The organism is Alteromonas sp. ABM1_013, from assembly GCF_056160505.1.
Window position 1 is genome coordinate 139,156 of the sequence record NZ_JBSWXH010000001.1, and the last position, 19,523, is coordinate 158,678.

Genomic DNA, 19,523 nt, shown 5'->3' on the forward strand with positions numbered 1-19,523 from the left:
CGCGCACGGTCTAATGCCGCTTTTTGCGCGATTCAACACTTGTTTAGATAAAAATTTGCTGCAAGGCGCAGCGTGACCGCTTCAATGAATTGAAGGGCGCAGGAGCTACTCGTCGAACCATTCCGACAAGTAAAAGTTTTGATAGCGATAGTTGCCTAGGTTGGCAGCTTTCTTAAGCATTTATAAAAACCAGTGTTGTGACGAATTATGCACTTCGTCTGAATCAAATACTGTTATACGGCGTGAACTTTACCGTTGACATTAATAATTAGTTAACACTACGGTGAATAAAAGTCAATCAATTAAATGTTCCGTTGGTTTTAATGAAAGTTATTTTTTTGCGCGCAAATTTTTACTGTTTTAAGAGTAGTTTGAAAACACTGGTGTCATTGCTTTTATGTGTTTATCTTTCTGTATTTTCGGTGTTTTGTTTCTCGGCGCCTAATCTTGTTTTGGCGGGAGGGGCATTGAAAACATGTTCGAGTATGTCAACGAAAAACTGCAGTTCGTCGTCAAACTTTGCGTCTGGGAAAGCGGAAATTTTGTACGAAATAAATCAGCAATCACTGCGTAGATATCAGGGTTTGGCGACCAAACACTCACAAAACAACGATTTTTTATATTCAAAATTAGTGAATGTATATTCATCTGAAGGTGGGCGGTTATATACAAAAAATGCGCTGCTAGATGCCCTCAATGATGCCGGGTTATCGAACAGCGATATTCGCTCCCTTTCTGATACTGACTACTTTATTTTGTTGGACTCCTTAGAAGCGCAGCAAGTAGACGAGCAAGGTAATCGATTACAAGAGCAAGTGTCGTTGGCAGATACAAAAGCTGGGGCGTCAGTTGATATCTATAACGCGTTTATTGAGGCTGCACATGCTAAACGACAGGCTAAAATTGCGAAAAAGGGGAACGCCGATACAAGCGCTCGAACGCTCATCGGTATTGTAACGGCATCGTCACGCGACCCATTTGAAGCGGTAGACTTCTACACAGGTGTTTTCCAGCAACCTAACGTAGAAGTGGTTTGGCTTCCATTAACTCCTGCTTTTCAGCAGGCCGTTTATGTTAAAAGTCTGGGAGGTCAAGGCTGTAACAATCTAGCGTTTTTCAGAGCGCAGCATTCTCTATTTGATAAAGAGAGGCTATATCCGGAGCGTACAAGTAAACAGCGTTCATGGTGTGAAGATAACCAGTTGGCTATGAATACACTGTCTAGCCTCGACGGTCTTTTTTTTAACGGCGGAGACCAAAGCAAAACCCTTGCTGCGCTAAGTACTCCGACAGGAAACCCCAGCGACTTTCTTATTGAACTGCGTGACCTCTGGCGAGACGATCAGCTAGTAGTAGGGGGGACCAGTGCAGGAACAGCAGTACAGGCTGGTGGATACAACAATCGTCGACCTGTTCCCATGTTAACAAGCGGAAATTCGATGGGCGTCTTATCCGGTGGTGTGTATGGCGTCGCTCCCACATCACAACGCTGTGAGGACAGCGCTCAATGTGAAAATCAATTAACAGATGGCGCAATGACTATTAACCCTGCTGGCGGTTTAGGACTTTTCAATTTTGGCTTACTTGATACTCACTTTTCAGAACGTGATCGCGAAGTCCGTCTGATCGCTGCCACAGCATCAAGCGGCCAATCGTTTGGCTTCGGTGTCGATGAAACTACGGCGTTGATGGTCGACGCAAAAGCGCCCTTTGAAAATGTGTCTTTCACTGTATTGGGCGAAGGCGGGGTGTTTATTGTAGATATGAGCAAAGGTAAAGAAGATATCACTCATTCTCGCAATGGCTCCAAACGCATAATTGCAGGTGAGGCGAGTTACTTACCAGCTAAGACTTCCGGACAAATAACATCGGGTGAGCTGAAACTCACAATTGAATCATCGGAAAAGCCTGCTTCTTTCAAACGCAACGAGCAGGGAAAGTGGCGACAGGAATCGGGCAACCTTTGTCGTTCTAAAGGCATGATTCGCTGGCAAAATGGTGGGAATATACACGTGTTGCAGCCTTCAGAGGCCTCGCGCTTTCACAAACTGCGTTACTGTGCTTATAGCAAGGTTCCGTTTGTAATTTACGATTAGGTTGTGTTTAAGTATCTCGCCCATAATAGGCTTCTACGCGCAAAGCTAAGCCATAAGAGGTTTTAAAATCCTCTTCACGTAGCCACAACACGAAGGGCTCTACTTCAAAGAAAAGCCAATCGCGTAACATATTGTTACGCCATCTAAACCCGCCGTAAATTTCTTCTACGCGATAGTTAGGTTGGCTCAGCCCCTCCACCATTAAGTGGGGAATAACGGCGTTATGTTGATCTACTGAAAACAAATGATGTACTTCGTGGCGCCACAACCAGTCATTTGTATTGTCTCGAAAATAAAAGCGGTTGTTTTGACGAATGAGATGTTTTTTGCTCATCTCGTATTGAACTGCCCACCCAAGTTCAGCCCCTAATCGGTCACGGGTGTAATAGTAAAGTTCGGCGTCGTATAGCATGGCCCACTGCTTGGAAAAGGCGAAGGCGTCTTTGTATCGCGTCATGGCATAGAGTTGGTCTCGGCGTCCTGCGCCAATTCTATACGAATAATGTGAATCTTGTTCTGGGCGAAACCTTAATGCAATAGTCGTCCTATCTCGGTCATTATTTCCGGTATCTCTTGCTGCCCGTATTGTATTGTTCTGCGTTTCGTCTTCATTGTCACTCAATAGTAAATCAACGCGCTCTTTTAAAGCCGGCAAACGAACACGAATACGAAAGCGTAAGTCAGTATCTGTAAGCATACTGCTTCTTGGCTCCCATGAGAGTTGAATACGGCCTTCCGCTCTTGCTTCTTTGCGTCCGGAAGTAATTGGAAGGCTGTCGCTCATAAACAAGCCATCGAGCTGTTTTACCGTAAAGTCCATAGTGTCAGTAAAACTGCGCTGCCAAATATCAAACCACTGTTCATCGTCTTGCACCTGTGCGGCAGACAGTATGTCATTTTCCGAATTGACAGAATTTGTAGTAAGGGCATGCGTAGGTTTAATAGCGTCGTGGTAAGCAGCGCTTCTACTGGTCGTGTTTACGGGTTGATTCAACGTGTGTGGAGTATTATTCAGCGTAGAAGGGGCAGAGAGCAACAAATGACAATAGACAATGGTAAGACACAGCATTGCTCACTAACTCCTTGTAAAAATTAGAATAGTTGAATGTATTTACTATTCGCTTTTAAGATATACAGAGAATGTATTGTCGATGCTAAAACGTCAATCTTTATTCATTCGAGTAAATATTCAGGTGAAAGCATTGGCGGGCAATGGCATACTGTGTACAACGATGTAATGGAGATTATTTTTATGGGTGGTATTAGTATTTGGCAGTTGCTGATCGTACTGGTTATCGTAGTGCTATTATTTGGTACAAAACGACTTAAAGGTATCGGCACTGACTTAGGCGGCGCAATCAAAGGCTTCAAAAAAGCAGTGAGCGAAGAAGACAAAGACGCCGACTTTGAGCAAAAGAAGCAAGTTGAAGAAAAGTCAGCGGCTGAGCCTGTTTCGACAAAAACACAGAGCGACGTTAAAGAAAAATCCTGATGTTTGATATCGGCTTTTGGGAGCTATTGGTAGTAGGCGTTTTGGCACTCCTTATTTTAGGGCCCGAACGACTGCCAGGTGCCATGCGCTCTACTATAAATACAATTCGCAGCGTGCGTAATGTAGCAACGGGCTTTAAGCAAGAAGTTGAGCATCAGCTGCGTGTGCATGAGTTGCATGAAAACTTGAAAAAAGCAGAGCAGCAAGGCCTTAAAGATCTTTCACCTGAACTTGAACAAAGTGTCGATGAGCTAAAAAAAGCCGCCGAGTCGGTTCAAGAACCATATAAAAAGCAATAGATGTCTGACGCTAACAATCTCATTTCTCATTTAATTGAATTACGCAGCCGTATTCTCAAAGCGCTTTTGAGCGTGCTGATCGTATTTGTGTGTCTTGCCGCTTTCGCACAAGACCTTTACCAGCTGTTAGCAATGCCATTACTTGCAACACTACCTGAAAACTCAAGTATGATTGCAACCGATGTGGCATCGCCCTTTTTCGCGCCTTTTAAACTTACCTTGGTGCTCTCGTTTTTCATTGCTATCCCCTATGTGCTTTATCAAGTGTGGGGCTTTGTTGCGCCGGGCTTATACCGAAATGAAAAACGCCTTGTTGCGCCTCTGCTTTTATCAAGTACCTTACTATTTTATGCCGGTATGGCCTTTGCCTATTTCGTTGTATTCCCTATTGCGTTCGCATTTTTCACCAGTGTGGCGCCTGAAGGAGTAACGGTAAGTACAGATATATCGAGTTACTTAAATTTCGTATTGAAACTGTTCTTCGCATTTGGGGTCTCATTCGAGATACCCATAGCTATTATTCTGATGTGTTGGACTGGCGTGACTGATGCTAAGTCGCTAAGAGCTAAACGTCCGTATGTGGTTGTAGGTGCGTTTGTAGTTGGCATGTTACTGACGCCACCAGATATTATCTCTCAGACTTTGTTAGCAATACCAATGTGGTTGCTATTCGAAGTCGGCGTTATTGTGGGTGGTTTCTACGCAGGTAAAAAGCCAAGTGACGACGAGTCAGAAGAAGTCACTGACAATACATAAAAGTTAAAAAGAGCAAGGAATAAGAATGAAAACTCGACTGATATCTATTGCCACATTATTGTGTGCTTTTGGAGCGCTTAACGTTCACGCCGAGACTGTAGCTGATGCTATGGAAAAATGCCGGAACACAGACAACAGCTTAAAGCGTTTAATTTGTTACGACAATATTGCGAAATCACTGAATCAATATGATGGCGCAGATGCATCTGTAAGCCAATTACAAGCGTACAAATCGCAGACGGTTGCTAAACCAAGATTGCAAGCTGAACCGAATACACGTCCTGCCGTAAGCAAACCTGCTACCGCAGCAGAGCCTGAAAACGACTTCGGTTTAGAACATAAACGTGATTTATCTGCTGAAGCCTCTGAGATTTCACTCACTATCGCATCGTTTAAAGACTCTCTTCGAGGTAAAAAGATTATTACGTTTAGCGATGGCTCAGTTTGGAAGCAGAGCGATAGCGCTTACTTGAAGATTGAAGAAGGTCAGCAAGTATCAATTGAAAGAGGTCTGTTAGGGTCATTCTATTTAAGCGTAGAAGGTGTTAACAAGCGCATGAAAGTAAAACGCGTTAAATAAATGTCTTGGTTCGACGCAGGCGTCAATCTGCTTGATAAGCGTTTTGACGCCGAAGAAGTCATACAACGTGCACAAGATGCCGATGTTGATAAACTGTGTGTCATTACCACTCATCCCAACGAGTGGGATACCGCGGTAGCGCTTTACGAAAAGTACCCTGATCAGTGCTGTTTCACCATTGGTGTACATCCTCATAATGCAAAAGATGTCACTGAAAGCGACTATGAGCGTTTACGTGAGCTCGCTCAACATAAAGGGTGTGTGGCTGTAGGTGAGTGCGGGTTAGACTTTAACCGTAACTTTTCACCTCAGGACGTTCAATTAGCGGTTTTTGAAGCGCAGTTAAAGTTAGCTACGTCATTGAACTTACCTGTGTACTTACATGAAAGAGATGCCTTTAACGAGCAGATTGGCTTGTTAACCCAATATATGCCGAGCTTAAAAGGGGGAATTGCCCACTGCTTTACTGGCACAACTGAACAAGTAAAAGCGTATTTGTCGTTAGGCCTTTATATTGGTATTACAGGATGGGTATGTGACGATAAGCGCGGTGCTGACTTACGTGATGCCGTAAAGCATATCCCGCTGAATAAGCTTATTCTTGAAACTGATGCCCCATATCTATTTCCAAAAACACTTCGTCCGCGAAAACGTAATAATGAGCCCGCTTTTTTGCCCCATATAGCTCAGCAATTAGGTGAATATCTTCAAGTTGACACTGATAAATTGCGTATTAGCAGTTATGCTAATAGCTGTGAGTTATTTTCTCTCAGCTAAACACGGGTTTATATGCAGACAAATCTAAAAGCGATCCGCAAGTATGATGCGGGTCTCATTCTTATTACAGCCCTTGCCGTTGTGACATTTGTCTTAGTTCTGCTTAACCTTTCACCAGCCACAAGCCTCTCCCCTCGGTTTTCACAGTTAACCTATCTCAAAGAAACTCAAGGGATGAAACTTGATTTTAATAGTGTTGTGCAAACCTCTGCTAGTGAATGGTCTCAAGTCTCGTCTCCAGTGAATTTAGGAATGGACACAAATGTGCACTGGCTTTCAATGGTGGTCGAGCCTACTCAAAGCAACCAAAGCCGGTTTCTTTTACATATAGACTATCCGCTGTTAGATAACTTGGATGTAGCTGTATATAGCCAAGTGGGTACTAAACCCATAGTGTCTTACTCTGGCGGCGACGGACAAAGCTTTGAAGATAGACCCATTGCGCACGTCAAACCCTTATTCCCCTTACCTGACAGTGCGCAATCTCTGCGCATTATTATTAAACTGCAAACATCGGGCAGCATACGCCTTCCCATTCGTATTTGGGAAGAGACAGAGTTTATAGAATACACATCAACGAGAAACTTGGTGTTAGGCATCTTCTTCGGCGTTCTGCTAGCAATGGGGGTGAGTAATGCCTTTTTAACTGTCACAACCAAAAACGTGTCTTTTTTGTTTTACTCGGGTTATGTAATCAACCTGGCGTTCACTTTAATTACGCTTCATGGCTATGGCTTTTCTTATATTTGGTCTTCGAGCACCTGGTTTCAGAGTAAGGCGATTATCGTATTTGCAAACGCTACCATTATGTTTGCCGCGTTATTTACGCGTAGCCTTCTGCCTATTAAAAATTACAGCAATAAACTGGATAACGTGACCAAAGCGATTAGTTGGATTTGCGGCCTGAGTATTGTTGCAGGTCTTGTTCTGCCTTATTGGCTAATGATAAAAGCATTTCTTTTATTGCTAAGCCTAGTGGTTATTTTTACTCTGTCTCTGGGCGTATGGCTTTCTCTTAAAGGAGAGGTGGTAGCTCGCTACTTTACTATTGCATGGGGCTTCCTACTAATTAGCGGGCTGAGTGCAAGTTTAGATAATGTAAATATTATTCAGCTACCTATATCATCGAATAACTTGCTGATTATCGGGGGGACGGTTGAAGCCCTTATTTTGGCGCTAATCTTAGCGATTAATTACAGCCACAGTCGTGACGACCTAATTAATGCTCAGCAGTTTGCCCTTGAACAAGAAAAGCAGGCGAATACCGCTAAGGAAAATTTGTTGGAAGTGCAAAAGCGCTACCAAGATGATCTTGAATATAAAGTTCAGGAGCGAACGCTCGAGTTAGAGATAACACTGCGTGAGCTTTCCGATGTGAATCAAGAGCTAGAAAGGCTTAACGCAATAGACCCGCTTACAGGGGCCCATAACCGCCGCCACTTTGATAAACGATTGCGGTCGGAGGGAAGGCGCAGCCGCCGTGAGCAAACGCCTTTATCACTGATCATTGTTGACGTGGATCACTTTAAAAAAATTAACGACGAATATGGACACGACGGTGGAGATGCGTGCTTAATTCACGTGACAAATGTCTTTCAAAAACTCATCCATCGCCCAACAGATGATTTGTGTCGCATAGGTGGTGAAGAGTTCGCCATTATATTGCCTAATACCGATTTAAGCGGCGCGTACCACGTTGCTGAGAATATCCGACATAGCTTAGAAAACAGTCCACTTGAATACGAGGGACAAGTAATTAAGCTAACCGCCAGCGCAGGTGTTTCTACAACCATTATCGCGGATGAAGAGCACGCGCAAAGTTTATTTAAATATGCTGATGACTGCCTGTACGAAGCGAAAGCTTCAGGGCGAAACACAGTAATACACAAACATTTACAGGAAAAACTATGACGTCTTCACCTTTCCCTCTCCGTCGTATGCGTAGACTACGTGCCAAAGATGCGTTAAGAGGGCTTGTGGCAGAGCACAGGCTAACTACGGATGATTTAATCTACCCCGTCTTTGTGTTGCCTGGTGATAACGCGAGGGAAGCCGTACCCTCTATGCCTGGTGTTGAAAGACTTTCTATTGATTTGCTAGTGCAAGAAACGGCGAAATGGGTAGAGCTGGGCATTAGAACGATTGCACTTTTCCCTGTAACACCTATGTCGCTTAAAACCGAATGCGCCAGTGAAGCATTTAATCCTGACGGCCTTGCTCAACAAGCTATGAGGGCGCTTAAAAAGGCGTTCCCTGAAGTCATGCTGATGTCTGATATTGCATTAGACCCTTTCACGTCTCATGGACAAGATGGTCTTTTAGATGAAACGGGTTATGTGATGAACGACGAAACCGTTGAGGTTCTCATCAAGCAAGCTTTGTCACATGCCGAAGCTGGTGCTGACATTGTTGCGCCTTCTGACATGATGGATGGCCGCATTGGCAGCATTCGTAAGGCACTTGAAGAAGCAGGCCATATCAATACATGTATTATGGCTTACTCGGCAAAATACGCCTCGGCTTACTATGGTCCATTTCGCGATGCAGTCGGCTCTGCTGCAAACATCAAAGGTGGTAACAAGAAAACCTATCAAATGGACCCTGCGAACACTGATGAGGCGCTTCATGAAATTGCCCTTGATATAGAAGAGGGCGCGGACATGGTAATGGTGAAGCCCGGCATGCCCTATTTAGATGTAGTACGACGCTGCAAAGATGAATTTAAAGTGCCAACGTTTGCCTACCAAGTAAGTGGCGAGTACGCTATGCATCAAGCTGCCTTTGCTAACGGCTGGCTCAACGAAGAGGCGGTAATTTTAGAGTCTTTACTTGCATTTAAACGCGCTGGGGCAGATGGCATCTTAACCTATTTTGCACCTAAAGTTGCGGAGCTTTTAGCAAAGCAAAATGGTCAATAGACATTAAAATTAAGTGATATCAAACTGCGTATTCCAACAAAAAGCCGTGCTTAGCACGGCTTTTTTAAGTATAGAATGTTGATGTGAGTATTTACTTACACACAAGCTCACACCCAGCTTTATGCTGTAGCCAGCACTCGTTAGCTAACTCAGCATTAATTAAAGGGTGAGACTTTAACCAGTTTTCGGGGAAAGTAAGTGTCCACTTACTATCATCACATTGTAGCGAAACTTCGGGAATATGTTTGTTTTGGCGGCGTAGACATAAAACTACCGCTATGCGTAGTACTCGAAGCATGCCTTTTAACATAGGGCGATAGTCTTCGTGGTACTTGTCAAAAATGTCTGCATCAATCGTTAAACGATGCTGCGCAACAAGGTCGCGAATTGCTGATCGCTGCAAGCGCGTAAACCCCGGTAAATCAATATGACTTAAAATATATTCACCGTGTTCGTGATGGCGTTTATATTCAATATGAAGACCAATTTCATGCAACTGTGCAGCGGCCCCTAAAATAGTTTCCGTATCTAGATGGCAAATATTTTGTTGAGCACAAAGCTGGTGGCATAAAGCTAGCGCCACGTGGCGAACAGAGTTAGCGTGGTTTTTATCAACGTGATAACGCTGCTTTGCTTGGTTGAGCGTTTGTTGGCGTCTATCGTTTTCAGTAACGTTATCTAACATCCCGTAGATAAGCCCTTCGCGCAATGCCCCGCCAGAAATATTCATATGCTTGATATTCAGCGCTTCAAACAAGCTGATAAGAATCGCCAACCCAGAAGGAAAAATAGCTTTTCTATTATCTTCTAATCCGTCGATATCAAGGCTTTTAATATTGCCGCATTCGATACACTGCTTTTCCAAGTGATACAGATAATCTAAGCGAATGGCATCGCTGATACCCTGTGCTACCAAAATCTCGGTAATCGCCTGCGGCGTCCCCGACGCACCTAAGCAATTCTCCCAGTCGAAACATAAAAAAGCGCTTGATACATCATCAATCAGTGCATGGGCCGCTTTTTTAGCATTTTCGAAGTTGTCTTGGGTTATGGTGCCGCCTGTAAAATAACGCTCCATAAAAGTCACACAGCCCATATCCAAACTTTTCAAATGAATAGGTTGCATGTCGTTACCGATAATAATTTCGGTGCTTGCACCACCAATATCAATGACAAGGCTGTTACCTTGGTTAGCTGATGTATAGGCTACGCCTAGGTAAATTTGTCGCGCTTCTTCCTCGCCGCTTATCACATTGAGCTTGTGATTAAGGATCTCTTCAGCTTTGCGAATGAAAACATGAGCGTTGGTCGCAAGGCGTAGGGTAGCAGTAGCGACTATCTTAATATTGGATGAAGGGATATCTTGCAGGCGTTCCGAGAAAACTTGCAGGCATTGCCAGCCGCGCTCCATGCTTACATCATCAAGTGCTAAGTTATCGTCTAAGCCAGCGGCTAAACGAACTTTTTGCTTAATTTTCCCTATTATTTGCACGCTGCCGTTAACAACGTGCACAATCACCATATGAAAGCTGTTAGAGCCCAAGTCCACGGCGGCATAATACTCGCCGTAAGTTTGTGCGTCGTGCTGGAGTTCTGCCTGCATAAAATCTCGTTTCTTATTGACTACCCTTGCGCCTTATTATTGCGCTCTGCTGTTTCGGTTTTGAGGCTTACCTCGGCCTCTACCGTTACCACGGCGAGAAGAGTTGCGGTTGTTAGGCGTACGTCTTCTGCGTGGCTTAGGTGGCGTCACATCGTCAAGTAAGGCACTGCGGTCATAATCGGTAACCGGAATTGCCTTTTGAATGTATTGCTCGATAGCCGGTAAGTTCAGTGCGTATTTCTCACATGCAAAACTAATCGCAACGCCGCTTTGACCTGCGCGACCAGTACGACCAATTCGGTGCACATAGTCTTCCGCATCATCAGGAAGGTCATAGTTAAATACGTGAGTAACCGCGTCGATATGAAGACCTCGTGCTGCAACGTCAGTTGCAACCAGAATATCAAGGTTACCCTTGGTAAAGCCTTCTAATATCCCCAGGCGTTTTTTCTGCGGTACATCACCGCTTAGTAAGCCTACGCGATGTCCATCAGCGGTAAGCCAGTCAGTGACTTTTTCACAGCTATTTTTAGTGTTGGCAAAAACAATCGCTTTTTCTGGCCACTCTTCTTCAAGTAACGTAAGAAGAAGCAACATTTTGTCATCGTCAGACGGGTAAAATAACTCTTGTGAAACGCGAGTCGCCGTGGTTTGCTCTGGAGCAACCTGAACATGAGTTGGGTTATTCATATGCTCATAGGCAAGTTCTTGTACGCGATAGCTTAGCGTAGCTGAAAACAGCATGCTTAGGCGGTCGCTTGCCGGTGGCATACGGCGGAATAAAAAGCGGATATCTTTAATAAAGCCTAAATCGAACATGCGATCGGCTTCATCAAGTACGGCAACCTGAATATTATTCAGAGTAAACACATTCTGTTTATAGTAATCAAGAATGCGTCCTGTCGTACCAATTATAATATCCACCCCTTCTTCCAAAGTTTCACGTTGACTTTGGTAACCTTCGCCCCCATAAATCAAACCAAGCGACAATCCAGTATGCTCACTAAGTAGTTTGGCGTCGTTATAGATTTGAACGGCGAGCTCTCTGGTCGGCGCCATAATAATTGCGCGAGGGCCATTTGATTTGCTGTTATCTGCATTTTCTGCTTTGCTTAGCAAATAGTGAAATGTAGCCACCAAAAAGGCAATGGTTTTACCTGTTCCCGTTTGAGCCTGCCCTGCAATGTCGTGACCTTCCAATAATGGAGGCAGTGCAAGTGCTTGAATTGGTGTACAATGTGAAAAATTAGCTGCCGTTAAGGCGTCAACAACCTTGCCGTTAATCGGCAGGTCGGAAAAATGAGTATCAGTTAAGTGAGTAGGCATAGCTTATAGCTTATCAGTGCTTGCATTAAAAAACAGTTTCTATATAACACTTATGGTCGGGCTGAGACAAATCAGCGACAGACCAATAATGGAGAAAAGAATGAGCGACAAAATTATCCAGTTATCTGACGATAAATTCGAAGCAGATGTTATCAATGCTGAAGGTCCTGTACTGGTTGACTTCTGGGCCGAATGGTGTGGCCCGTGTAAAATGATCGCACCAATCTTAGAAGAAGTTGCGACCGAGTTTGAAGGCAAGTTAACAGTTGGCAAGTTGAATGTCGATGAAAATAACGAAACTCCACCTAAATATGGTATTCGTGGTATTCCTACATTGCTACTTTTCAAAAATGGTAACGTTGCTGCTACTAAAGTTGGCGCGCTATCAAAAGCTCAATTAACAGAATTTCTAAACGAAAATCTGTAATTGAAACAAAATAAAAAACCGGTGCGAATAAAGCGCCGGTTTTTATTTGCATCACAGGTACTTACTAATTGTTTTAGAAAAGGGCATATCAATTTATTTAACATTTCGGTGGTAAAACGCTGGACGTTGATTAAATATAGTGCTAACTTTTCCTCAGCGCTCATCCGAGCAGCATTCTGCTTACGCCCACATCCGGGTGATATCAAATCTAAACTAGAACAGAGTGACTTTAAGTCCTGTAAGCGAAGTTCAAGCACAAAGACCCACCAGTATGAATTTAACTGAATTAAAGAACAAACCAATAAGCGAGTTGGTTAACCTGGCCGAGGAAATGGGCCTGGAAAACATGGCGCGCGCCAGAAAACAAGACATCATTTTCTCAATCCTAAAGACACACGCAAAAAGCGGTGAAGATATCTTTGGTGATGGGGTACTAGAAATTTTACAGGACGGTTTCGGCTTCTTACGCTCAGCTGACTCTTCGTATCTTGCAGGGCCGGACGATATCTATGTATCGCCAAGCCAAATCCGACGCTTCAACTTGCGTACAGGTGATACAATTGCTGGAAAAATTCGTCCACCAAAAGACAGTGAACGATATTTCGCTCTGCTTAAAATTCGCGAAGTTAACTTCGACAAGCCTGAAAATTCACGTAACAAAATCCTTTTCGAAAACCTTACACCGCTTCACGCAGCAGACCGCTTGCGTATGGAACGCGGCAACGGTTCAACGGAAGATATCACGGCTCGTGTACTCGATTTAGCATCGCCAATCGGTAAAGGTCAGCGTGGCCTTATCGTTGCACCACCTAAAGCCGGTAAAACCCTTCTTCTTCAAAACATTGCTCAGTCAATTGCTGCTAACCACCCAGATTGTGAGTTAATGGTATTGCTTATCGACGAGCGTCCAGAAGAAGTAACCGAGATGCACCGCCTTGTTCAGGGTGAAGTTGTTGCATCGACCTTTGATGAACCTGCAAGCCGTCACGTACAAGTGGCAGAAATGGTAATCGAAAAAGCGAAGCGTCTTGTAGAGCATAAAAAAGACGTGGTTATCCTGCTTGACTCAATCACAAGATTGGCGCGAGCGTATAACACGGTAATTCCTTCATCAGGTAAAGTACTTACCGGTGGTGTTGACGCAAACGCACTACATAAGCCTAAGCGCTTCTTCGGTGCTGCACGTAACGTTGAAGAAGGCGGAAGCTTAACCATTATCGCAACAGCGCTAATTGATACCGGCTCTAAGATGGATGAAGTTATCTACGAAGAGTTTAAAGGTACAGGTAACATGGAACTTCACCTTAACCGCAAGATTGCGGAAAAACGTGTATTCCCAGCTATCGACTTTAACCGCTCAGGTACCCGTCGTGAAGAGCTACTTACTGCGCAAGACGAACTACAGAAAATGTGGATCCTTCGCAAAATTGTTCACGAAATGTCTGAAATTGATGCCATGGACTTCCTTATCAGTAAGCTGTCGATGACCAAGACTAACGATGAGTTCTTTGACGCAATGCGTAGACAAAAGAGCTAATCGCGACTTAGCAATAAGTTGATATATACATTAAGGCGCCTCATGGCGCCTTTTTGTTTTCCAGGTTAGTTTGTTTCCCAAATTAGTCAGTGGCTTACCTTATACTTCCGTCTAATATTCACGGCTGCACGAATGGGGTATTTTCAAATGCCTGCTAATTCTTTGCTGCAATTGCAGAAGCATTAGTGTGTTCTCCTTTAAGATGATTTACTCTGTCTAAAAACATCAAAGGAAATAAAAGATATGAATCGGAAGTTGCTGTCACTTGTATTTGCCGGCCTAGCCTCTTTTACAGCTAGCGCTAACCCCATTAACGTTGATGAACTGGCTAACAAAGTAGAGCCAGACGTTATTAAATGGCGCCATCATTTTCATGAGTTTCCAGAACTGTCTAACCGCGAGTTCAAAACCGCTGAGTATGTGGCTGATTACCTTAAAAGCCTAGGCTTACAAGTTCAAACTGGTGTAGCTAAAACCGGGGTGGTAGCAATATTAGACTCTGGCAAGCCTGGCCCTGTTGTTGCCCTACGAGCAGATATGGATGGGCTTCCGGTCAAAGAGCAAAACGACCTAGCATATCGCTCTACGCAAGTAGGCGAATATAATGGTAAAGAAGTGCCAGTGATGCATGCCTGCGGTCACGATACGCATATGGCTATGCTAATGGGTGCCGCAAAAATCCTTACTGAAATAAAGGGTGAATTAAAGGGTAAAGTGAAATTTATCTTTCAGCCTGCAGAAGAGGGTGCCCCCGCTGGAGAAAAAGGCGGTGCTGAAGTTATGGTGGCAGAAGGCGTATTAAAGAATCCTGACGTCGACGCTATTTTTGGTTTGCATATTAATGCCAACACTGATGTGGGCAAAGTGCGCTATAACGCCGGTGGCACTATGGCCGCAGTAGATCCGTTCAAAATTGTTATTCACGGAAAGCAAGCGCATGGCGCTTATCCGTGGAAAAGCGTAGACCCAGTAGTTACTGCTGCGCAAATGATAATGTCTATTCAAACCATTGTAAGTCGTGAATTAAAACTGATTGACGATGCGGCAGTGGTATCGATTGGCTCAATCCATGGTGGTAATCGCTCTAACATCATTCCAAATGAAGTCGAAATGGTAGGCACTATCCGTACTCTTAACGAAGCCGCTCGCGATCATATTTACGAGTCACTTCCACGTAAAGTAAAAGCGATTGCAGAGAGTATGGGGGCAGAGGCAGAACTCACGCTACCACTAGATTACTATTACCCAATTACGTATAACGACCCAGAGCTTACAAAAGCCATGCTACCTACCATGCAGCGTACCGCTGGCGTCGAAAACACATTGCTTTCTAAGCCGGTAACCGGGGCTGAAGACTTTTCATTTTTCCAGGAGCAAGTTCCAGGCTTATACGTTTGGGTAGGCGGTAAGCCGCTAGATGTATCAGAAGAAGACAGCCCTGCTCATCACACGCCAGAGTTCTACGTTGATGATGAGGGAATGAAGCTGGGTGTGAAGCTACTTACTAACTTTACTTTAGATTATATGGCGCAACACTAACACTGGCGGCTGGAGACATGTGTTGAAAATTGGTAGTAATTCGTTTTCCATTTCATGGTCTCTGGCCTTCCAAGCATTAATTGTATGTGTGTTGGGTGCAAGTTTAAATGCCCTCTCTCCGCCTTTTGACAGCACTGGAATAGCTGCATTTGGTATAGGAGCGGCAGTTTACGCCTCCCTTCGCTTTTCCCCTTTTTTTTCAATTCCCATTGGACTGCTAATCAGTCTTCCACTTTGGCTAAACGAAGGCAGCATTGTAGGCAAAGAAAGTCTCACTCTTTTGCCAATAGTACTTAGCTTTTTCGGCTATGATAAATCGCTAAAGCAAGTGATTAAAGTAGGCGCAGGCTTCTGGTCTATCGTCTTTTTACCCATTTTGCTGTTAGAACACTCTCTGTTCGATGATGGCAACGTGAACATGGTGTTCTCTGGTGTTTTAGTTACTTGGGTCAGTGGTGTATTTGGTTTGATCATCGGCCATTTCGCTTACTTAGCTATTTATGGCCTGAAGCGGCAAACTTCTTACAAATCCGAGCGGGTCACGCTTCACTTTCTCTTTGGGTATTTTTTCTCTGGATGCTTTTTTGTTGCTTCTATGGCGGTGATATATCTGTCAGTCAGCTTGTTTCAGCATCAACAAGAGCGGCAAATTTACAGTTATATGGCCCAGCGAGTTAAAGTGCTGGAGTTCCAGCTTTCAAACTTTTTACGTCATCATCAAAATGCTATTACCGCTACAGCGAAAGTACTTTCTAATAGTGGTTCGGAAAAAAATGCCGAAAACATCGCAGCCAAAAATCTACAAATTGTGGCTTCTCATAACCCTGAATTTTTAACCTTTCTGGTAGCCAATGAAGATGGTGATATTACGCATGCCTATCCACCAAGCATGTTGGACAAAGCAAAACAAAATGGGCGGCCCAATGTGTCTTATCGGCCTTATTTTTATGAAGTTATGCAAAGTGGCGTGCCATTTTTATCTAACGTTTTTCAAGGCCGTGGCTTTGGTAACGACCCAATTGTCGCGCTATCTGCGCCTATATTAAATAGCAATGGGGCGCCTAAAGGTATTGTAGAAGGGTCATTATCTCTGAAGAGCTTTCATGCTATTGATAGCCTTAGTCTCGGTGGATTCTCGATGTTAATCGAAGATCAAAAGGGTGAGGTAATTTACGCCTCAGAGGCGTTAGCGTTAAAGCCGTTAACTAAAGCACCGTTTTATTCATGTGAGCCCAAATGTTCCATTGAAGTTGATGATGGTCCTCAAGGTAAGACGTGGCTTAGATTTACCAAGAACATTTCTTTTGCCAATTGGAAGGTTAGCTATTATTTCGACAAACGGCTTTTGATGGCATCAATGAGTAGTTATCTACTCAAAGATTTACTTTTATTGCTGGCTTTATCTGCGTTCGGGACCTTTACAGGCTATGTAGTAGCGAAAATGGTAGGAGCACCCATTCGCCGTCTCGTTCGCTATATTGCAGACTTCGAACCTACACGGCAACAAGGAAAAAAAGCGCCGCAAAGAGCGCTCCACATTCAAGAACTATCGTTACTAAGCGATGAGTTTATGCGCTTAGAAACCCGCTTGTCAGGTGCCTTTGATGAGCTTAAGAAAGCGAGAGAAATAGAGCAGGGGCTAAACGTAGAGCTTAATGAGTTAAACCAGTCCTTGGAAAAGCGCATAGAGGAAAAGACTGAGCATTTAGCACAAGCGTTAAAAGAAGCTGAAGCTGCTAACGTTGCCAAAACGCAATTTCTCGCCAATATGAGTCACGAGATAAGAACGCCAATGAACGGTATCGTTGGTTCTTGCGAATTGATGTTAGACAACGACCTTCCTGAACATATCGCAGTGAGAGCAAAAACGATTTCTCGTTCAGCTACTAATTTATTGATTATTTTAGACAGTATTTTGGATTGGTCGAAAATTGAATCAGGCAAAATGCTCAGTGATATCCAGCGCTGTGACATTCGTGAATTGCTTGAAGCTTCCTGTGAACTTTATCGCCATACGGCGCAGGTTAAGGGATACGACATTGCGCTTCATATTGGTGACCATGTACCCCATGCCTTAAACATTGATGCTGGAAAAGTAGCTCAGGTTATTAATAACCTTCTTAGTAACGCGATTAAATTTACCAATGAAGGTCAAGTTTCGGTTGACGTTGATTACGCGCACCAAGGGCTTAAAGTTTCGATACGGGATAGCGGCATCGGTATCGCTCCTGAAAAAATACACCTTATCTTTGAAAAGTTTGAACAAGCTGACACCTCAACCACCCGCCACTTTGGAGGAACCGGTCTAGGCTTGGCCATATCCAAAGGACTGGTTGAGTTGCTCGGCGGCGAACTCTACGTTGAAAGTGAATTGGGTAAGGGAACTAATTTTACCTTCCATATTCCGGCCACGACGAGTAATAGTGATAAGCAGGAGCAACGTAAGACCTCAGCAACACTCCCCACTGGTCTTCGCGTACTTCTTGCAGAAGATAATGATATAAACGCTGATATCGTGATGGATATGCTTAAATCAGCGAACATCAAATGTATTCGAACTAAGAATGGCAGAGATGCCGTTCAGGCAGAGAAAAAACATGATTTCGATCTAGTTTTAATGGACTGTCAGATGCCCATAATGGATGGATTAGCTGCATCCACACTTATCCGCAAAGAAGGTCGAAATAAAACTAAGATTAAAATTATAGCGCTAACGGCGAACGCATTTGTCGAAGATAAAAATGCCTGCTTAGAAGCAGGCATGAATGCGCATTTAAGTAAGCCTATACGCAAGCAAGTGCTATTTGACTGTATTGCCCGTGAGCTTGCTAGCGTTTGAGGCTACGTCAGTGTCATCACTCGGTGCATCACTTACCAGGCGCAATACAATGTAGCCCAAGCACGCAGACACGAGAGAGCCCGCTAAAATTCCGACCCGCTCATCAAAGATTTGATTAATCCCGGTTTGTTCAAAAGCAAGGCCTCCTATAAACAGACTCATGGTAAAACCAACGCCGCAAAGCAGCGCACAGCCATAAATATGCTTGAAGTTCAGGTCATCAGGTAACTTTGCTAGTTTCAGCTTTACCATTAAATAGCAAAACCCAAATACACCTATTTGTTTTCCCACAACCAAGCCAAGGAAAATGCCAAAGGTTACAGGGTGAAAAATTCCTTCTGGGCTAATATTGCCAAAACTAATGCCCGCATTAGCAAAGGCGAACAGAGGCAAAATGGCAAAACTTACAGAACCATTTAAACCGTGCTCAAGTCGAGTTACTGGAGAGTATGACGGGTCTTTTTGATCTCGCATGGGAATAAAACTAGCCAGTACCACACCGGCTAACGTCGCGTGCACACCCGACTTCAGCATAGCTACCCATAAAATGAGGCCTACAAAAACATAGGCTGGAATATCCACCACATTTCGCTTGTTCATTTGCCACAACAACAGTAGGCAGCCAGCAGCAATGTACAGCGCACCTGCGGTAATGTGCTCGGTGTAGAACAAAGCAATAATTACAATAGCGCCAATGTCGTCGATGATGGCTAGCGTAACTAAAAACACTTTTAGGCTAGTAGGTACTCTACTACCAAGTAGCGCCAAAATACCCAACGCAAAGGCAATGTCTGTGGCAGCGGGAATGGCCCACCCTGCAATCGCCACTGGGTTATCCCAGTTTATACCTACATAGATTAATGCTGGCAGTGCCATACCGCCCACGGCACCAGCAGCAGGTAGAATAATATCTTTAGGGTTTGCTAGCTCACCTTCACAAACTTCCCGTTTAAGCTCTAGGCCTACGTGAAAGAAAAAAACTGCCATCAAGCCATCGTTAATCCATAGCAGCAATGGTTTATCAATAGCCCACGACCCAGCGGATATTTGAACTGGCATGCTGATTAAATGGTCGTAAAGGGTATCTAATGGGGAATTGGCAATAATGAGTGCGAGTATTGTCGCTGCCATCAGCAAAATACCGGGAGCAGCCTCGCGGTTTAAGAAATCAGAGACCACGTCCTGCACTTCTTCTATGACTTCGTCAAGTACGTCGGGTTCATGCTTATCTGTCATCAATAACCTCTTGCGCCATTTAACTACTAACACCGCAAAGCTTATAACGTAGCGGTTGCTAATCCGTGTTATACGGCAGTTTTTCTTCACAAATTAAT

At 44.0% G+C, this 19,523-nt stretch carries 16 protein-coding genes; 12 read left to right on the forward strand and 4 right to left on the reverse strand.

All coding sequences use genetic code 11. The features are described 5' to 3' along the window. Positions 1-485 precede the first annotated feature (485 nt). Complete coding sequence (locus tag ACXAGK_RS00625) at positions 486-2,096, forward strand: cyanophycinase (RefSeq protein ID WP_474853413.1); 1,611 nt, start codon at positions 486-488, stop codon at positions 2,094-2,096. Positions 2,097-2,103: 7 nt separating this feature from the next. Here the strand turns inward: ACXAGK_RS00625 and ACXAGK_RS00630 are convergent, their stop codons facing one another. Then, complete coding sequence (locus ACXAGK_RS00630) at positions 2,104-3,165, reverse strand: hypothetical protein (RefSeq protein ID WP_474853415.1); 1,062 nt, start codon at positions 3,163-3,165, stop codon at positions 2,104-2,106. 177 nt (positions 3,166-3,342) lie between these two features. Between ACXAGK_RS00630 and tatA the strand changes: the two genes are divergently transcribed. From tatA to hemB, 7 genes are read left to right on the forward strand one after another with little or no spacing between them, the layout of a single operon-like run. Continuing rightward, on the forward strand, positions 3,343-3,588 hold the full coding sequence (tatA, locus tag ACXAGK_RS00635; RefSeq protein ID WP_232091269.1) for a Sec-independent protein translocase subunit TatA: 246 nt from the start codon (positions 3,343-3,345) through the stop codon (positions 3,586-3,588). Next, on the forward strand, positions 3,588-3,887 hold the full coding sequence (tatB, locus tag ACXAGK_RS00640; RefSeq protein WP_012517066.1) for a Sec-independent protein translocase protein TatB: 300 nt from the start codon (positions 3,588-3,590) through the stop codon (positions 3,885-3,887). The genes tatA and tatB overlap by 1 nt, the downstream gene beginning before the upstream one ends. Further along, entirely contained in the window at positions 3,888-4,643 is a 756-nt protein-coding gene (gene tatC, locus ACXAGK_RS00645) for a twin-arginine translocase subunit TatC (protein WP_474808999.1), read from the forward strand. Positions 4,644-4,668: 25 nt separating this feature from the next. Continuing rightward, complete coding sequence (locus tag ACXAGK_RS00650; RefSeq protein ID WP_474853416.1) at positions 4,669-5,223, forward strand: hypothetical protein; 555 nt, start codon at positions 4,669-4,671, stop codon at positions 5,221-5,223. After that, positions 5,224-6,000 carry a TatD family hydrolase gene (locus tag ACXAGK_RS00655; protein WP_474853417.1) on the forward strand — a complete coding sequence of 259 codons (777 nt, stop codon included), beginning with the start codon at positions 5,224-5,226 and terminating at the stop codon, positions 5,998-6,000. 12 nt (positions 6,001-6,012) lie between these two features. Continuing rightward, positions 6,013-7,911, forward strand: coding sequence for a sensor domain-containing diguanylate cyclase (locus tag ACXAGK_RS00660; protein WP_474853419.1), 1,899 nt, complete (start codon positions 6,013-6,015; stop codon positions 7,909-7,911). Continuing rightward, complete coding sequence (gene hemB / locus ACXAGK_RS00665; protein ID WP_474853421.1) at positions 7,908-8,918, forward strand: porphobilinogen synthase; 1,011 nt, start codon at positions 7,908-7,910, stop codon at positions 8,916-8,918. Before ACXAGK_RS00660 ends, hemB begins: the two co-directional genes overlap by 4 nt. 91 nt (positions 8,919-9,009) lie before the next feature. Here the strand turns inward: hemB and ACXAGK_RS00670 are convergent, their stop codons facing one another. Further along, positions 9,010-10,521 (reverse strand): Ppx/GppA phosphatase family protein, encoded by a 1,512-nt coding sequence (locus ACXAGK_RS00670; RefSeq protein WP_474853423.1) that lies wholly within the window; start codon positions 10,519-10,521, stop codon positions 9,010-9,012. Between the two features lie 36 nt (positions 10,522-10,557). Next, positions 10,558-11,847: an ATP-dependent RNA helicase RhlB gene (gene rhlB / locus ACXAGK_RS00675; RefSeq protein WP_474853425.1), complete on the reverse strand. Its 1,290-nt coding sequence runs from the start codon at positions 11,845-11,847 to the stop codon at positions 10,558-10,560. 100 nt (positions 11,848-11,947) lie between these two features. On the opposite strand from rhlB, the gene trxA reads away from it, so the two are divergent. From trxA to ACXAGK_RS00695, 4 genes are all read left to right on the forward strand, one after another. Further along, positions 11,948-12,274: a thioredoxin TrxA gene (gene trxA / locus ACXAGK_RS00680; RefSeq protein WP_118490421.1), complete on the forward strand. Its 327-nt coding sequence runs from the start codon at positions 11,948-11,950 to the stop codon at positions 12,272-12,274. A gap of 271 nt (positions 12,275-12,545) precedes the next feature. Continuing rightward, positions 12,546-13,811, forward strand: a complete 1,266-nt coding sequence (gene rho / locus ACXAGK_RS00685; RefSeq protein ID WP_014948094.1) for a transcription termination factor Rho — start codon at positions 12,546-12,548, stop codon at positions 13,809-13,811. A 243-nt stretch (positions 13,812-14,054) separates the two neighbouring features. After that, positions 14,055-15,350: an amidohydrolase gene (locus ACXAGK_RS00690; RefSeq protein ID WP_474853427.1), complete on the forward strand. Its 1,296-nt coding sequence runs from the start codon at positions 14,055-14,057 to the stop codon at positions 15,348-15,350. A 19-nt stretch (positions 15,351-15,369) separates the two neighbouring features. Next, on the forward strand, positions 15,370-18,189 hold the full coding sequence (locus ACXAGK_RS00695) for a hybrid sensor histidine kinase/response regulator (protein ID WP_474853429.1): 2,820 nt from the start codon (positions 15,370-15,372) through the stop codon (positions 18,187-18,189). On the opposite strand, the gene nhaA is transcribed toward ACXAGK_RS00695, so the two are convergent. After that, complete coding sequence (nhaA, locus tag ACXAGK_RS00700; RefSeq protein ID WP_474833957.1) at positions 18,151-19,425, reverse strand: Na+/H+ antiporter NhaA; 1,275 nt, start codon at positions 19,423-19,425, stop codon at positions 18,151-18,153. The two genes, ACXAGK_RS00695 and nhaA, sit on opposite strands and share 39 nt — an antisense overlap. Positions 19,426-19,523 lie beyond the last annotated feature (98 nt).

Coding starts and splice junctions, on each gene's coding strand:
- ACXAGK_RS00660 (WP_474853419.1), top strand. CDS start 6,013: ATGCAGACAAATCTAAAAGCGATCCGCAAGTATGATGCGGGTCTCATT.
- tatB (WP_012517066.1), top strand. CDS start 3,588: ATGTTTGATATCGGCTTTTGGGAGCTATTGGTAGTAGGCGTTTTGGCA.
- ACXAGK_RS00670 (WP_474853423.1), bottom strand. CDS start 10,521: ATGCAGGCAGAACTCCAGCACGACGCACAAACTTACGGCGAGTATTAT.
- rhlB (WP_474853425.1), bottom strand. CDS start 11,847: ATGCCTACTCACTTAACTGATACTCATTTTTCCGACCTGCCGATTAAC.
- rho (WP_014948094.1), top strand. CDS start 12,546: ATGAATTTAACTGAATTAAAGAACAAACCAATAAGCGAGTTGGTTAAC.
- ACXAGK_RS00690 (WP_474853427.1), top strand. CDS start 14,055: ATGAATCGGAAGTTGCTGTCACTTGTATTTGCCGGCCTAGCCTCTTTT.
- hemB (WP_474853421.1), top strand. CDS start 7,908: ATGACGTCTTCACCTTTCCCTCTCCGTCGTATGCGTAGACTACGTGCC.
- ACXAGK_RS00625 (WP_474853413.1), top strand. CDS start 486: ATGTCAACGAAAAACTGCAGTTCGTCGTCAAACTTTGCGTCTGGGAAA.
- nhaA (WP_474833957.1), bottom strand. CDS start 19,425: ATGACAGATAAGCATGAACCCGACGTACTTGACGAAGTCATAGAAGAA.
- trxA (WP_118490421.1), top strand. CDS start 11,948: ATGAGCGACAAAATTATCCAGTTATCTGACGATAAATTCGAAGCAGAT.
- ACXAGK_RS00650 (WP_474853416.1), top strand. CDS start 4,669: ATGAAAACTCGACTGATATCTATTGCCACATTATTGTGTGCTTTTGGA.
- ACXAGK_RS00655 (WP_474853417.1), top strand. CDS start 5,224: ATGTCTTGGTTCGACGCAGGCGTCAATCTGCTTGATAAGCGTTTTGAC.
- tatC (WP_474808999.1), top strand. CDS start 3,888: ATGTCTGACGCTAACAATCTCATTTCTCATTTAATTGAATTACGCAGC.
- ACXAGK_RS00630 (WP_474853415.1), bottom strand. CDS start 3,165: ATGCTGTGTCTTACCATTGTCTATTGTCATTTGTTGCTCTCTGCCCCT.